The following is a 15,678-nucleotide window of genomic DNA, read 5'->3' on the forward strand; positions in this document are numbered from 1 at the left end:
AACATAAGTGATGAATAATAATTGGCCACTTTGGGAAGTGTTTGTAAGAAGTAAAAATGGTTTAGAACACCGTCATTTTGGAAGCCTTCATGCTGCTGATGCAGAAATGGCTTTAGAAAATGCTCGTGATGTATATACAAGAAGAAATGAAGGGGTGAGTATTTGGGTAGTAGAATCTAAAAATATAACGGCCTCGAACCCAGAAAATCATGGTGAACTTTTTGAGCCAGCACAAGATAAAGTATATAGGCATCCTACTTTTTATACGTTGCCAGACGAAGTAAAACATATGTAATGAATTTTACAGAATTATCCTGATCAGGTGGAAGGGTGAAATCCGTTTGTTTAAATCAAATTGTAAACATGAAAAACGAAAATAAAATTCAATATATCTACGGCATAGCAGATAATGCTCTAATTCTAGGTCAAAGATTATCAGAGTTATGTGGTCATGGACCAAGCCTAGAAACCGATATTGCGACTACCAATATGGCATTGGACCTATTGGGGCAAACGCGAAGTTACTATCAATATGTTGCCCAATTATCGGGAGAAGAAAAAACAGAAGATGATATAGCTTTTTTACGAACAGAAAGACAATATAAAAACGTTCTGTTAGTAGAACAACCAAATGTTCATTTTGGATACGTGATTACAAGACAATTTTTATATGATGTATTTCATTTATTGTTATTACAGGAATTACAAAATAGTAATGATGAGATGCTTTCTGCAATCGCTAAAAAGGCAATTAAAGAAGTAAGCTATCATCAAAGGTTTTCTTCAGATTGGATTAAGAGATTAGGAGATGGGACTGATGAGAGCAGGGAAAAAGTACAGGAAGCAGTTAATGATCTTTGGAAATTTACTGATGAACTATTTCATATGACCGATGATGATAAAATAGCTGTTGAATCTGGAATAGGCGTAGATGTGACTACCCTTAAAGATAAATATCATCAAATTGTAAAAGAGATTTTAGAAGAAGCAACCTTAATGGTACCAGAAGTGAAGTGGTTTCAAAAAGGAGGAAAACAAGGTGTGCATAGCGAGCATATGGGATACCTGTTGGCAGATTTACAATATATGCAGCGTACCTATCCTAATATGAAATGGTAGTGATCTAAATACTGTTTTTCGTTTTAATCAAATTCAGGTTCATTTCTAATATGACAATCAAACTAGAGCAACATATCGATCCGCAATTGATTCCGGTTCTGGAAAAAGTTCATGATCCTGAAATTCCTGTATTGTCAATAATGGATATGGGGGTCGTACGTTCTGCCCAATATCATGATGACGTAGTTGAGGTTAAAATTACTCCTACTTATAGTGGTTGCCCCGCAATGGATGTTATTGGAGACGATATCGTCAATGCGTTTAAAGCTATAAATGTAAAGGCTAAAGTTTCATTAGTATTATCGCCAGCATGGACAACGGATTGGATAACACCAAAGGGAAGACAGGCATTAGAGAAATATGGTGTGGCAGCGCCATTAAATGAAGAAGCTGATAAAGCCGCCTTATTAGGCAATAAGCGAATAGTGAAATGCACAAATTGTGGTTCTAGCAACACAAAATTGGTAAGTCAATTTGGGTCTACTGCTTGTAAAGCGCTTTTTCAATGTGAAGACTGCCTAGAACCCTTCGATTATTTCAAATGCTTAAAATAATATGCTCGGACTAAGAACCACGATATATAAGGTGAACGATCTTGCCAAGGCAAAAGAATGGTATACTGACGCTTTTGGCAGACCTCCTTACTTCGATGAACCTTTTTACGTTGGGTTTAATATAGGAGGATTCGAACTAGGCTTATTGCCAGAAGAAGGGAATGAGGTTGTAAAGAAATCAGATAGTGTCTTATCATATTGGGGAGTAGAAGATATAGAAAACGAGTACCAAAAATTATTAAACCTAGGAGCCGCTATACATGAAAAACCAACAAATGTGGGAGGAGAAATTATGGTAGCTTCAGTAAAGGACCCATGGAATAATATTCTGGGAATTATTTATAATCCAGAATTTAAAATAGAACAATAAATGCCTTCAATAGAATTTAAAATAGAAACAGGAGTTGCTACAGTAACTCTAAACAGGCCAGAAACATTTAATAGCTTCAATAGAGAAATGGCGTTGCTTTTACAAGAAGTGTTAGACGATTGTAAAACTAATGAAGCGGTAAGAGCAATTGTGCTTACTGGTAATGGGAAAGCTTTTTGTGCAGGACAAGATCTTAATGAAGTTACTTCTCCAGAATTAAACCCAGGATTCAGAAAAATACTAGAAGAACATTATAATCCTATTGTTGAGAGAATAAGGGCTATTGAGAAACCTATTATAGCTGCTGTAAATGGTGTAGCTGCAGGGGCCGGAGCAAATATAGCTTTGGCTTGTGATATTGTAGTAGCAACAGAAAAGGCTAGTTTTATTCAGGCATTTAGCAAAATAGGACTGATTCCTGATAGCGCTGGTACATTCTTTTTACCAAGGTTAATCGGTTTTCAGAAGGCCTCTGCATTAATGATGTTGGGCGATAAAATTGGAGCCGAAGAAGCAGAGAAATTGGGGATGTTATATAAAGTTTTTGGTGTAGATACTTTTAATGAGGATGTGAATGCACTAGCATTGCATCTTGCTCAAATGCCGACAAAGGCGTTGGGGCTAACAAAAAGATTGCTCAATAGTTCTATGACTAGCACTCTGAAAGAGCAATTAAATATGGAATCTGAATTGCAAATTGAAGCAGCAGAAAGTGAAGATTACCAAGAAGGTGTGAACGCATTTATAGAAAAAAGAAAACCAGTTTTTAAAGGCAAGTAATATGATTGTAGGAATTATAGGTTCGGGTACAATGGGTAGTGGTATTGCACAAGTAGCAGCTACCGCTGGATGTGATGTAAAAGTATTCGATACAAATACGCAAGCCCTTGAAAAAAGTAAAAGCGCATTAGAAAAAGTGCTTTCACGTCTGGTAGAAAAGGGAAGGATAGACGAGGGTGAGAAAAAACGTATTCAAGGAAATATTTCTTATGTAAGTGCTTTGGAAGGGTTGAAAGAAGCAAACTTAACTATCGAAGCAATTGTTGAAAACCTTGACATCAAAAGAAAAGTGTTCGAAGAACTAGAAGGATACGTTTCAGAAGACGCTATTATCGCTTCGAATACGTCATCTCTATCTATCGCCTCTATCGCTTCTTCCCTACAAAAACCGGAACGTTGTATAGGAATTCATTTTTTTAATCCCGCTCCTTTAATGAAGTTGGTAGAAGTAATTCCTGCTGTACAGACTTCAGAAGAAATTACCAATAAAGTGGTAAAAACGATTAAAGACTGGAAGAAAGTTGTGGCACTTGCCAAGGATACTCCTGGGTTTATTGTAAACCGTGTGGCAAGACCGTTTTATGGAGAGTCTTTGCGCATTTTGGAAGAGGGTATTGCCGATGTGGCTACCATAGATTGGAGTTTAAAAACATTAGGAGGTTTTAGAATGGGACCTTTTGAGTTAATGGATTTTATTGGTAATGATGTCAATTATACAGTTACCGAAACTGTATTTAAAGCATTTTACTATGATCCAAGATACAAACCTGCTTTTACGCAAAAACGTCTTTCAGAAGCGGGGTATCTGGGCCGTAAATCTGGAAAAGGATATTATAACTATTCAGAAGGTGCTCAAAAACCAATGCCAAAAGAAGACAAAGACCTTGCAACATATATTTTTAATAGAGTTTTGGTGATGCTCATCAACGAAGCGGCTGATGCTTTATTTTGGAATATTGCTTCTGCTGGTGATATCGATAACGCGATGACCAAAGGGGTAAATTATCCGAAAGGACTTTTGAGTTGGGCCGATGAAATAGGAATTGATTGGTGTGTGACGATGTTAGATAGTTTATATGATGAATATAGAGAGGATCGATACAGGTGTAGTCCTTTATTAAGAAAAATGGCCAAAGAGAATCAAACCTTTTTTAATACTGCGCAAATAGCAGGTCAATAACGATATGATACAGGCAGAAACTATACCACATAAAATGTTATCCCAAGATCCCTTTAGCCAATGGTTAGGGATCGAAGTGCTTGATGTAGAAAAGGGAAAATGTAAAGTAGGAATGACCGTAAGAAAGGAGATGTTAAATAGTATGGGTAAGGCTCATGGCGGGATATCTTACAGTCTTGCTGATACTGCATTTGGGTTTTCGGCAAATACACACGGTAAGTATGCAGTGTCTATAGAAACTTCTATCAATCACATAGAAGCATTAGAAGAAGGTGATTATTTAACAGCTGAAGCTGTAACCGATATCAGTAAAACCAAGATAGGTTTTAATATTGTTGAAGTGAGAAGAGGTGATCAAATTGTAGCATTATTCAAAGGAGTGGTGTATAGAACTGGTAAAGACTGGGAATAAAAATATAAAAGCGTATATACTTAAAACAAGAATGAAAGAAGCATATATCATAGACGGAATAAGAACTCCGATCGGAAATTATAAAGGAACTTTATCTGCCGTACGAACAGATGATTTGGGTGCCTTAGTTATCGAAAAATTAGTAGAAAAGAATTCAGGTATTCCTAAAGAGGCTTATGATGATGTGATTATGGGGTGTGCCAATCAAGCTGGAGAAGATAATCGAAATGTAGCTAGGATGGCATCGTTGTTGGCTGGTTTACCATTTACGGTTCCTGGTGAAACGGTAAATAGGCTTTGTAGTTCAGGTCTTTCAGCAATAATTCATGCAAATCGAGCTATAAAAGCTGGTGATGGTGATCTTTTCATTTCAGGAGGAGTAGAAAATATGACTAGAGGGCCTTATGTAATAGCAAAACCTTCTTCAGCATTTGGAAATGATTCTAAAATGTATGACTCAAGTTTTGGGTGGCGTTTTGTAAATCAAAAAATGCATGATTTATATGGAACAGACGGGATGGGAAATACCGCTGAGAATCTAGTCGAGAAATATAATATTTCAAGAGAAGATCAAGATGCCTTTGCGTATTGGAGTCAAATGAAGGCAACCAAAGCTCAGCAATCAGGTCGATTAGCAAAAGAAATCACAACGGTAGAAATTCCTCAAAGAAAAAAAGATCCGATTCTTTTTTCAGAGGATGAATTTATAAAACCTGGGACTAGCAAAGGAGTATTGGCAAAACTTAGGCCAGCATTCAAAAAAGAAGGAAGTGTTACTGCAGGAAACTCTTCTGGGTTAAATGATGGTGCAGCTGCTACTATTATAGCTTCAGAAGATGCGGTGAAGAAATATAATCTAAAACCATTGGCAAGAATAGTAAGTTCTGCAGTGGTTGGTGTAGAACCTAGAATCATGGGTATTGGCCCAGTTCAAGCCTCTAATAAAGCGTTAGAAAAAGCAGGAATTACGATGAACGATATCGATGTTATCGAGCTTAACGAAGCTTTTGCCTCTCAAGCTCTGGCGTGTATTCGTGAATGGGGATTGGCCGATGATGATCCTAGAATAAATCCAAATGGAGGTTCTATTGCTATAGGACACCCTCTTGGTGTAACTGGAGCGAGAATAGCGTTCTCTGCGGCATTAGAATTACAGGAACAAAATAAAAGATATGCTTTAATTACCATGTGTGTTGGAGTAGGTCAAGGATATGCATGTGTGATTGAAAATACAAATCTCTAATTTATGCAAATATTAGAAAGTTATATTAACGGTAAGTGGGTTACAGGCTCTGGAGAAGGACTTGTGATGCATGATGCAGTTACGGGTGAAGTAATTGGGCGTTCAACTACTGAGGGCTTAGATATTCCTGAGGTTTTACACTATGGAAGAACCAAAGGAGGAGAAATTCTTAGAAAAATGACTTTTCAGGAACGGGGTAATATGCTTAAAAAATTGGCTTTATACCTTACCAAAAGAAAGGAAGATTTTTATGAATTGAGTTATCGTACCGGAGCAACAAGAATCGATAGTTGGATTGATATCGAAGGAGGTTTTGGTAATCTGTTCGCGAATGCTTCGTTGCGTAAATTATTTCCTAATCAACCCTATCATGTAGAGGGAGACCCTATCGATCTTTCTAGAGGAGGACGCTTTATGGCACATCATATTTTGGTGCCTAAACGAGGGGTAGCCGTGCATATTAATGCATTTAATTTTCCTATTTGGGGAATGTTAGAGAAGTGTGCTGTGAATTGGATGGCTGGAGTCCCGGCAGTAGTATTACCAGCTCCGCAAACTGCTTACTTAACCGAAGCCGTTGTTCGGGTAATTATAGATTCCGGAATTCTTCCCGAAGGGGCTTTACAGCTCCTAAGCGGGATGACCAAAAATATTTTAGACACTGTAGAATCTCAGGATGTCGTAACTTTTACTGGTTCTGCTCATACGGGTCGACTATTAAAAGCACATCCTAGATTAATTGAAGAATCTGTTCCTTTTACCATGGAAGCCGACTCCTTAAATGCTTCGGTGTTAGGAAAAGATGCTGTGCCAGGAACTCCAGAATTTGATTTGTTTATCAAAGAGGTGAGAAAAGAAATGACCGTAAAATCAGGTCAAAAATGTACTGCTATTAGAAGAATAATAGTACCAGAAAACCTTATAGAAGATGTGCAGATAGCACTAGGACAACAACTTGATAAAGTTACTATTGGTGATCCTAGACGTAAAGAGGTAAGAATGGGAGCACTGGCTAGTAAGCAACAGGTTGAAAGTTTTAGAAATAATGTTTCTGAAATTGCCAAAACCGCCCAAATGGTATATGGTGATTTAGATAAGATAGAAACTGTAGGTGCAGATGCTCAAAAAGGAGCTTTTGTATCTCCTATTTTGTTAAGAGAAGATAATCCTTTTAAAAATACAGAAGCTCATATAATTGAAGCATTTGGACCAGTATCTACTATTATGCCTTATAAAACTCTTGATGACGCCATTGCTCTTACTCATATGGGTAAAGGTTCTTTGGTGTCTTCGATTTTTACATTTGATGATGCAATGGCCAAAGACTTCGTAGTTGGAGCTGCGTCGCATCACGGGCGTATTTTGGTAGGAAATCGGGAAAATGGAAGACAAAGTACTGGTCATGGTTCACCATTACCTATGCTTACTCATGGAGGTCCAGGAAGAGCTGGTGGTGGAGAAGAAATGGGAGGTATGAGAGGAATCAAACATTATATGCAACGATGTGCAGTGCAAGGAACACCTACAACCCTTACTGAGGTAACTGGGATTTATCAAGCAAATTCTGCTTATAAACCATCAGAAAAACATCCTTTTGCTTACCATTGGGAAGATATAGAGCCAGGAATGTCTCTAAAAACGCACAAACGTACAGTAACCGATACAGACATTATTAATTTTGCAAATCTTACCTGGGATCATTTCTATGCGCATACAGACATCACTTCTTTAGACGGGAGTATTTTTGAAAAAAGAACAGCACATGGATATTTCATTCTAGCCGCTGCTGCAGGACTTTTTGTTTATCCAAATAAAGGACCGGTTGCAGCTAATTATGGTCTTGAAGAGTGTAGATTCTTACGTCCAATTTATCATAATGATACCGTATATGTGAGGTTAACGTGTAAGCAGAAAATTGATCGGGATCATAGAGGTAAGGAACTACCAAGTGGAATTGTAAAGTGGTTTGTAGAGGTGTTTGATCAAGAAGATGAATTAGCAGCTATCGCTACCATTTTAACTATGGTACAGAAAAAATCGCCATTTGTACAAGTCGATAGATCAAATATTGAAAGATATTTGGCCAAAATAACCGAAGATCTTAAGCCAAAATGGGGAATAATGACTCCACAACATATGGTAGAACATTTAGAATATACTATAAGAATAGGTTCAGGAGAAATTCAGGATTTCGAAATAGCAACACCAGAAGATAAGTTAGAAAGGGTACAGGAAATGATTTATAATCATAGACCAATGCCAAAAGAGCACAGCCATCCTTTACTAAAAAAGGGATCTCTAGAAGACTTGAAACATGAAGATTTGTCTTCTGCCAAAACTAAGTTATTAGAAGCTTATGATGCGTTTGAAACATTTTTCAAGGAAAATCCAGAAGCTATTACAAAAAATGCAGTGTTTGGAGAAATGAACAAGTTCGAATGGGATTTGTTGCATTCGAAACATTTTAATCATCATTTTGAGCAATTCGGAATAGTATAACATTTAAGAAGATAACATTGACAGCATCATACGTACATATAGATATAGAAAATGGAGTAGGAACCATAGAGTTTTTTCACCCCGCTCATAATTCATTACCAGGAGATATTTTGGCAAAATTGGCCCAAACTATAACCGATGCAGGTAATAATGATGAGATAAAAGTGATTGTCCTTAAAAGCGGTAAAGACCGAACATTTTGTGCAGGAGCAAGTTTTAAAGAGCTTATAAATATAAAAGATGCAGATACAGGAAAAGTGTTCTTTTCAGGATTTGCGAATGTCATTAATGCGATGAGAAAATGCCCTAAGTTCATTATAGGGAGGGTACAAGGAAAAACTGTAGGAGGAGGAGTTGGAGTAGCGTCTGCTACAGATTACTGCATGGCGACAAAATATGCAGCCATTAAATTAAGTGAGCTTAATGTTGGTATAGGACCTTTTGTGGTAGGGCCAGCGGTAGAACGTAAAATAGGTTTGTCTGCTATGTCTCAGATTGCGATAGATGCCAACACTTTTTACAGTGCAGAATGGGCGAGAGATAAAGGCTTATTTACCCATGTTTTTGAAGATATAGAAACTTTGGATAAAGAGGTAAAAGCTTTTGCTGAACATTTATGTACTTATAATCCGGAAGCTATGAGAGAAATGAAAAACGTTTTTTGGGAAGGAACAGAGCATTGGGATACGTTATTGGCAGAAAGAGCTGTAATAAGCGGTCGATTAGTGCTTAGTGATTTTACTAAAGAAACGTTGAAAAGGTTTAAATAAAATTATATTGTCACACTGAGCTTGTCGAAGTGTAGCAAATAGTAAATTAGAAATAGAGTCTTCGATAGGCTTAGATTGACAGGAGTAATCATGATATATAGTTTCAAAGGATATATACCCGTAGTACACGAAAGTAGTTTTGTGCACCCTCTGGCAGCCGTTACTGGTAATGTGATTATTGGTAAAAATTGTTATATAGGGCCAGGTGCTGCAATTCGCGGTGACTGGGGTGAGATTATTCTTGAAGATGGAGTCAATGTACAAGAGAATTGTACTGTACATATGTTTCCGGGTAAATCTATTGTACTCAAAGAGAGTGCCCATGTGGGTCACGGTGCAGTAATACATGGGGCAAATCTAGGACGAAATTGTTTGATAGGCATGAATACCGTTATTATGGATGATGCCGAAATTGGAGATGAGTGTATCGTGGGAGCGATGTCTTTTGTAAAGGCAAAAACTGTTTTTCCTAAGCGAAGCTTAATCGTCGGGAACCCTGCCAAAGTTATTAAAGAGGTGAGTGATGAAATGATTAGCTGGAAAACCAAAGGCACAAAGTTATATCAACAATTGCCAGAAGATTGTTTTGAGTCGTTACGTGAAGTACAACCTTTAAGAGAAGTGCCAAAAGAAAGACCAACGCAAGAAGCGTTCTATAAAACTTTGGAGGAGTTTAAAAATAAAATATGAATATAGATCATATCATAAAAGAATTAGAGCCTTTACGACAGCAACTTAAAACGCATGCGTTATACAACGATATTAAGGATATAGATGATGTACGAGTATTTATGCAGAATCATGTTTTTGCGGTTTGGGATTTTATGTCTTTGTTGAAAAGCCTACAATTGCATCTTACCACCATAAGTATTCCTTGGATGCCTTCGGCGAATGCTAAAGTGAGGCGTTTTGTGAATGAAATTGTACTTGGAGAAGAAAGTGATGTTGATCAATCTGGAAAATCGGTGAGTCATTTTGAAATGTACCTAGGCGCTATGCAGGAAGCAGGTGCAGATACCACTCAAATAGATAACTTAATACTTCACTTGCGCAATAATGGCACTGTTGAAGAAGGAATAGAATCACTTTCAATTATAGATGAAGTGAAGGATTTTATGAAGTTTACATTTGAGGTGATAGCGACCAATAAACCTCATGTAATAGCCGCGGTATTTACTTTTGGAAGGGAAGATTTAATTCCCGATATGTTTGTTGAATTAGTAAAGAGTGTTGCAAAAGGATCAGAATTAAAATTAGAACGACTTATATATTATTTAGAACGCCATATCGAATTAGATGGTGATGAGCATGGTCCCCTTAGTCTGGAAATGGTAAGTTCTCTTTGTGAAAATGAAGAAGACTGGGAGGAAGCTTTACAATACAGTAAACAAGCATTAGAGAGGCGTATAGCACTATGGACAGGAGTAAGTAATGCTCTCGCGAGTAGTGCAATCCCGATGTAGAATTTTAATGTAATAATAAACTAACAAACATTAGTTAATTAAAATGTCAGTAATAGAATTAAAGATGCCCAAAATGGGCGAGAGTATTTCGGAAGCCACCATTTTGAATTGGTTGAAAAAAGTGGGTGATGCAGTTGAAGAAGATGAAACAATACTTGAGGTAGCTACAGATAAGGTTGATTCTGAAGTGCCTTCTCCTTGTAACGGGGTAATTTCTGAAATTCGTTATAAACCTAATGAAGTAGTCGAAATAGGAACTGTAATTGCAGTTATTGATGCAGATGGTGAAGTGCCGATATCTTCTCCTTCAGAAAAAGAGGAACTTTCTAAAAAAGAAGAAAAAAATGCCAATGCAAAGACTACAACAGCTCAACCTAGTGCAGAAAAAGCCTTTAGATCATTAAATACTGGAGATAATGACGGCTTTTTATCTCCGCTTGTGATTAGTATTGCCAAAAAAGAAAATTTAAGCATAGAAGAGGTACAAAGTATTGAAGGAACAGGAGAAGGTGGGCGTATTCGCAAAAGCGATATTATGCTTTATCTTAAGCATAGAAAGTATCCTTTGCCTAGCAGACCGGAGGCTTCGGCTCCAAAGTCATCTTATAACGCACCACCTATTAATTTTGTTGAAGGTAAAGATCGAATTGTAGAGATGGATCGTATGCGAAAAATGATAGCAGATCATATGGTCTATTCCAAGCATACCTCTCCTCATGTTACCAGCTATATAGAGGTAGATGTTACTAATATTGTGAACTGGAGAAACTCAGTAAAAAATGAGTTCTTAGAAAAATACGGAGAAAAGCTTACCTATACTCCCATTTTTGTTGAAGCCGTGGCAAAAGCGATTGCTGAGTACCCGATGATTAATGTATCTGTAGATGGAGATAAGATTGTAGTGCACGATGATATAAATGTCGGAATGGCTACCGCCTTACCAAGTGGAAACCTGATTGTTCCTGTAGTAAGAAATGCAGATGAGAAAAATCTTCTTGGTCTGGCCAAAAATGTAAATCATTTGGCCAATAATGCTAGAAATAATGCTTTAAAACCCGATGAAATAGGTGGAAGCACATTTACCATTTCTAATGTTGGAACTTTTGGAAGCTTAATGGGAACTCCCATTATAAATCAACCTGAGGTAGCGATTTTGGCGTTGGGAATTATCAAGAAAAGACCAGAAGTTATTACCACAGACATAGGAGATGAAATTGCGATTAGAAGTATGATGTATTTATCGTTGTCTTTTGATCATCGTGTGGTAGACGGATTTTTAGGAGGATCATTTCTACGTAAGGTAGGAGATGAATTAGAAGCATTTGATAGTAATAGAAAAATATAGTTAAAAAGTATGCGCAAGGGATAGAAACAAGCTACCGTGTAGCGTAAATAGCCCGGCCCGAAGGGATGCGCCCAAAAAATAATAAAAATGGAACAGCAGATCAAAATTACAAGAACTTCAAATTCAGGATTGCAAAATATCGATTTTGACAACATACCGCTGGGGACAGTATTTACAGATCATATGTTTGTTTGTGATTATGAGAACGGAAGTTGGCAAAATCCACGTATAGAACCGTTACAGATGATTGCTACGCATCCTGCAGCGATGGCCTTGCATTATGGTCAAGCAATTTTTGAAGGAATGAAAGCTACTGTAGGGAAAGACAAGACCCCTCTTTTGTTTAGACCGGAGGAAAATGCGAAACGATTTAATCACAGTGCTGTTCGTATGGGAATGCCTACTGTTCCTGAAGATCTGTTTGTAGAAGCAGTAAAACAGATTGTGGGTGTAGAACATAATTGGATTCCACCACAAGATGGTAGTGCATTATATCTAAGACCATTTATGTATGCCGATGAACCATTTATCGGAATGAGAGCTGCAACCAGCTATAAGTTTATTGTGATTTGTTCTCCGGCAGGTCCTTTTTTTACTAAGAAAATTAGGTTGTATGCAGAGACTGAATACATAAGAGCGGCAGACGGAGGAACAGGAGAAGCGAAAGCAGCTGGAAATTATGCAGCAGCGATATTACCCACAGAAAAAGCAAAAGCAAAGGGATATGATCAAGTATTATGGTTAGATGCCAATGAGCATAAATATGTTCAGGAAGTTGGAACCATGAATATCTTTTTTAAAGTTGAAGGTAAATTTATAACACCAAGTACCAGTGGATCTATTCTTAAGGGGATAACAAGGGATAGTGTGATCACTTTACTAAAAGATAAAGGATTTGAAGTAGAAGAACGTCCGATTACCATTGATGAGGTTATTCAGTTTTCTAAAGAAGGAAAGTTGGAAGAGGCATTTGGTACTGGAACAGCTGTAGCTATTGCTATGGTAGAGGCTATTGGCTATAAAGATGAGGTTATATCGTTACCGGATCATAATCCGGTGAGTTTAGATATGAAAACCACTCTTGACGAAATAAAAACTCAAAAAAGGGAAGATGCACACGGTTGGATCATCCCTGTTGAGGTAGAAGAAAAAGTAGGATAATTAATGAAATACTCCCTAAGGAGTCATCTGAATTTGAAAAATGAAGACTATGTTAGCTGAAAAAACCATTGCCAAAGAAGTATTGCAAGAAGCATTTTTAACGCTTTGTACGGCAAAATCTATGGCAGAGTTATATGAAGAAAATTTTAAACTGGTATCAAAATATGTACATGCTACCTCAAGGGGGCATGAGGCTATACAAATTGCGGTAGGAATGCAATTATTACCTCAGGATTATGCATTTCCTTATTACAGAGATGATGCAATGCTGTTGGGTATTAAAATGAGACCCTACGATCTGATGCTGCAATTACTAGCAAAAAAAGAGGATCCTTTTTCTGGGGGCAGAACTTACTATTCTCACCCTAGTTTACGAGATGATGACAAACCAAAAATACCACATCAATCTTCTGCTACTGGTATGCAGGCAATTCCAGCTACTGGAGTAGCTTTGGGGTTACAGTATAAAGAGCTGGTGGATATTGATGATAAAACACTTCAAGATAAACCTTTAGTGGTATGTTCTTTAGGAGATGCGTCGGTAACTGAAGGCGAAATTGCAGAGGCTTTCCAGATGGCAGCGTTGAAGCAACTTCCTATTTTATATCTGGTGCAAGATAATGGTTGGGATATCTCTGCCAATGAAGCAGAAACCCGAGCACAGAATGCTTTTGAATATGCGAGGGGTTTTAATGGTTTGGATGCCATCTCTATAGATGGAGCTAACTTTACAGAAAGTTATCTGGCTATACAGGAAGTCATTCATACCATAAGAGAAGAGCGTAGGCCTATACTGGTGCATGCCAAGGTTCCTTTGTTGAATCATCATACTTCTGGAGTTCGTATGGAGTGGTATCGCGATGATCTTGATGAGGCACGTTCTAGAGATCCGTATCCTGTTCTAAGAAGACAGTTGCTTGATAATGGTTTTTCAGAAGAAGAGGTGCAAAAACTAGAAGAAAAAGCAAAAAATCAGGTAGCGAAAGATCTCGAAGAAGCAATGAAAGCCGAAGATCCTAAACCAGAAGATCTATTTACACACGATTTTGCTCCAACTCCAATTACCGAAGAACAAGGAGATCGATCTCCGTCTGATAAGGAAGAAGTGGTGATGGTTGATTGCGCCTTATTTGCGGTAGAAGAATTAATGAGAGAACACAAAGAGTGTTTGTTATATGGTCAAGATGTTGGAGGTAGATTGGGAGGTGTATTTAGAGAAGCAGCTACACTGGCTCAGAAATTTGGTGATGAACGTGTGTTTAATACTCCTATTCAGGAAGCCTTTATTGTGGGATCTACAGTTGGAATGTCGGCAGTGGGATTAAAACCAATCGTAGAAGTGCAGTTTGCAGACTATATTTGGCCGGGACTTAATCAATTATTTACAGAAGTAAGTCGTTCTTGTTATTTGTCTAATGGGAAATGGCCGGTATCTATGATTTTGAGAGTGCCTATTGGAGCCTATGGTAGTGGTGGACCTTATCATTCTTCATCAGTAGAATCTGTGGTAACAAATATTCGAGGAATTAAAATAGCTTACCCAAGTAATGGAGCCGACCTTAAAGGGTTAATGAAAGCTGCATATCATGATCCAAACCCTGTGGTGATTCTTGAACATAAGGGGTTGTATTGGTCCAAAGTAAAAGGAACAGATGCAGCTAGAACCATAGAGCCATCTGATGATTATATACTTCCCTTCGGAAAGGCAAATGTAGTGCAGCCTATATGGCCACAAGAGGACAAGGAAACTCTAACTGTGGTAACTTATGGTATGGGAGTGCACTGGGCTTTGAATGCCACAAAAGATATTAAAGATGTTGTAGAAATCATAGATTTAAGAACATTGTATCCCTTGGATGAAGAAACGATCATGGAATCGGTAAAGAAAACTAAAAAATGTTTGGTAGTGACCGAAGAACCTACAAATAATTCGTTTGCTAGAGCCTTGGCGGGAAAAATTCAGGAAGAATGTTTTAGGTCTTTGGATGGACCAGTAATGACCATAGGGTCAGAAAATATGCCGGCGATTCCTCTAAATAGTACTTTGGAACAGACTATGATTCCTTCAACAGAGAAGATAAAAGTAAAAATAGAAGAACTATTAAACTACTAAATACGTCATTGTAGTGAAATAAATACTAGAAGTAACCTCCCATTGGGAGGTTATTTTTTTATAAAAATTCCAAAAAGCTCATTTCCTTGTCTTTCAGGAATGGAGTTATAGCACTTTTCAAAAACTTCAGGTGCAAAATGGGTTTGGAGATAAGATAAATACAGGTCTTTATCTCCGCCAAAAGGTCTTTTTTCCATATCCCCGGTAAGTGGAAAATCGAACCAAAGTCCTACCAATTTACCCTTGGGCTGTAAAAGATTGGCCATTTGTTTTACATATGCTTTCCTGTTATGATCTGTAGGGACAAAAGAGCAAAAAAAAGTTTGTTCTAAAATAAGATCATAACTTCCTTCTAGAGAGAAAAAATCATCTAAGAGTAGTTGAGATTTTGGGAAATTGGGAACTCTTTCTGCAAAAGCATCTAGTGGTGTTTGAGAAATGTCTAGTACAAAAACATTTTTGAATCCGTTGTTGAATAAATATTCTGCTTCATAGGCATTGCCTGCACCAGGAATAAGAATGCGAGTTGTTTTATCGGTGATTTGATCAATATATTCTTTAAGAGGAGTAGAGATATATCCAATATCCCAACCCGTTCGATTTTCAGAATAACGCTGTGTCCAATATTTACTTTCGGTAGATTGATGTTCCTTCATTATAATTTGGTAA

Annotated in this window: 16 protein-coding genes; 15 read left to right on the plus strand and 1 reads right to left on the minus strand. The window is 37.5% G+C overall.

Going from position 1 to position 15,678, the window contains the following annotated elements:
- Positions 1-10: 10 nt before the first annotated feature.
- The 15 genes from paaB (at position 11) to M0D21_RS07620 (ending at position 15,009) form a co-directional block, all read left to right on the plus strand.
- Positions 11-295, plus strand: coding sequence for a 1,2-phenylacetyl-CoA epoxidase subunit PaaB (paaB, locus tag M0D21_RS07550; RefSeq protein ID WP_248327994.1), 285 nt, complete (start codon positions 11-13; stop codon positions 293-295).
- Between the two features lie 68 nt (positions 296-363).
- Entirely contained in the window at positions 364-1,119 is a 756-nt protein-coding gene (gene paaC, locus M0D21_RS07555; RefSeq protein ID WP_248327996.1) for a 1,2-phenylacetyl-CoA epoxidase subunit PaaC, read from the plus strand.
- A 50-nt stretch (positions 1,120-1,169) separates the two neighbouring features.
- Entirely contained in the window at positions 1,170-1,673 is a 504-nt protein-coding gene (gene paaD, locus M0D21_RS07560) for a 1,2-phenylacetyl-CoA epoxidase subunit PaaD (RefSeq protein ID WP_248327998.1), read from the plus strand.
- Position 1,674: 1 nt separating this feature from the next.
- Positions 1,675-2,043 (plus strand): VOC family protein, encoded by a 369-nt coding sequence (locus tag M0D21_RS07565; RefSeq protein WP_248328000.1) that lies wholly within the window; start codon positions 1,675-1,677, stop codon positions 2,041-2,043.
- Positions 2,044-2,823 carry an enoyl-CoA hydratase-related protein gene (locus tag M0D21_RS07570; RefSeq protein ID WP_248328002.1) on the plus strand — a complete coding sequence of 260 codons (780 nt, stop codon included), beginning with the start codon at positions 2,044-2,046 and terminating at the stop codon, positions 2,821-2,823.
- A gap of 1 nt (position 2,824) precedes the next feature.
- Positions 2,825-4,003, plus strand: coding sequence for a 3-hydroxyacyl-CoA dehydrogenase NAD-binding domain-containing protein (locus tag M0D21_RS07575; RefSeq protein ID WP_248328004.1), 1,179 nt, complete (start codon positions 2,825-2,827; stop codon positions 4,001-4,003).
- Positions 4,004-4,007: 4 nt separating this feature from the next.
- On the plus strand, positions 4,008-4,415 hold the full coding sequence (locus M0D21_RS07580; RefSeq protein ID WP_248328006.1) for a PaaI family thioesterase: 408 nt from the start codon (positions 4,008-4,010) through the stop codon (positions 4,413-4,415).
- A gap of 31 nt (positions 4,416-4,446) precedes the next feature.
- Entirely contained in the window at positions 4,447-5,658 is a 1,212-nt protein-coding gene (locus M0D21_RS07585; RefSeq protein WP_248328008.1) for a 3-oxoadipyl-CoA thiolase, read from the plus strand.
- Between the two features lie 3 nt (positions 5,659-5,661).
- On the plus strand, positions 5,662-8,157 hold the full coding sequence (gene paaZ, locus M0D21_RS07590; RefSeq protein ID WP_248328010.1) for a phenylacetic acid degradation bifunctional protein PaaZ: 2,496 nt from the start codon (positions 5,662-5,664) through the stop codon (positions 8,155-8,157).
- 17 nt (positions 8,158-8,174) lie between these two features.
- Complete coding sequence (locus M0D21_RS07595) at positions 8,175-8,927, plus strand: enoyl-CoA hydratase/isomerase family protein (protein ID WP_248328012.1); 753 nt, start codon at positions 8,175-8,177, stop codon at positions 8,925-8,927.
- Positions 8,928-9,017: 90 nt separating this feature from the next.
- Positions 9,018-9,617 carry an acyltransferase gene (locus M0D21_RS07600; RefSeq protein WP_248328014.1) on the plus strand — a complete coding sequence of 200 codons (600 nt, stop codon included), beginning with the start codon at positions 9,018-9,020 and terminating at the stop codon, positions 9,615-9,617.
- Positions 9,614-10,390 carry a DUF3050 domain-containing protein gene (locus tag M0D21_RS07605; RefSeq protein WP_248328016.1) on the plus strand — a complete coding sequence of 259 codons (777 nt, stop codon included), beginning with the start codon at positions 9,614-9,616 and terminating at the stop codon, positions 10,388-10,390. The genes M0D21_RS07600 and M0D21_RS07605 overlap by 4 nt, the downstream gene beginning before the upstream one ends.
- A 43-nt stretch (positions 10,391-10,433) precedes the next feature.
- Positions 10,434-11,735, plus strand: coding sequence for a dihydrolipoamide acetyltransferase family protein (locus M0D21_RS07610; RefSeq protein WP_248328018.1), 1,302 nt, complete (start codon positions 10,434-10,436; stop codon positions 11,733-11,735).
- A gap of 87 nt (positions 11,736-11,822) precedes the next feature.
- The gene (locus M0D21_RS07615) at positions 11,823-12,896 is read left to right on the plus strand and encodes a branched-chain amino acid aminotransferase (protein ID WP_248328020.1); all 1,074 of its coding nucleotides are present in this window, start codon (positions 11,823-11,825) and stop codon (positions 12,894-12,896) included.
- Between the two features lie 49 nt (positions 12,897-12,945).
- Positions 12,946-15,009: an alpha-ketoacid dehydrogenase subunit alpha/beta gene (locus tag M0D21_RS07620; RefSeq protein WP_248328022.1), complete on the plus strand. Its 2,064-nt coding sequence runs from the start codon at positions 12,946-12,948 to the stop codon at positions 15,007-15,009.
- Between the two features lie 50 nt (positions 15,010-15,059).
- On the opposite strand, the gene M0D21_RS07625 is transcribed toward M0D21_RS07620, so the two are convergent.
- Entirely contained in the window at positions 15,060-15,665 is a 606-nt protein-coding gene (locus M0D21_RS07625; RefSeq protein WP_248328024.1) for a methyltransferase domain-containing protein, read from the minus strand.
- Positions 15,666-15,678 lie beyond the last annotated feature (13 nt).

Source organism: Aquimarina acroporae, from assembly GCF_023195925.1.
Taxonomy (GTDB): Bacteria; Bacteroidota; Bacteroidia; order Flavobacteriales; family Flavobacteriaceae; genus Aquimarina; species Aquimarina acroporae.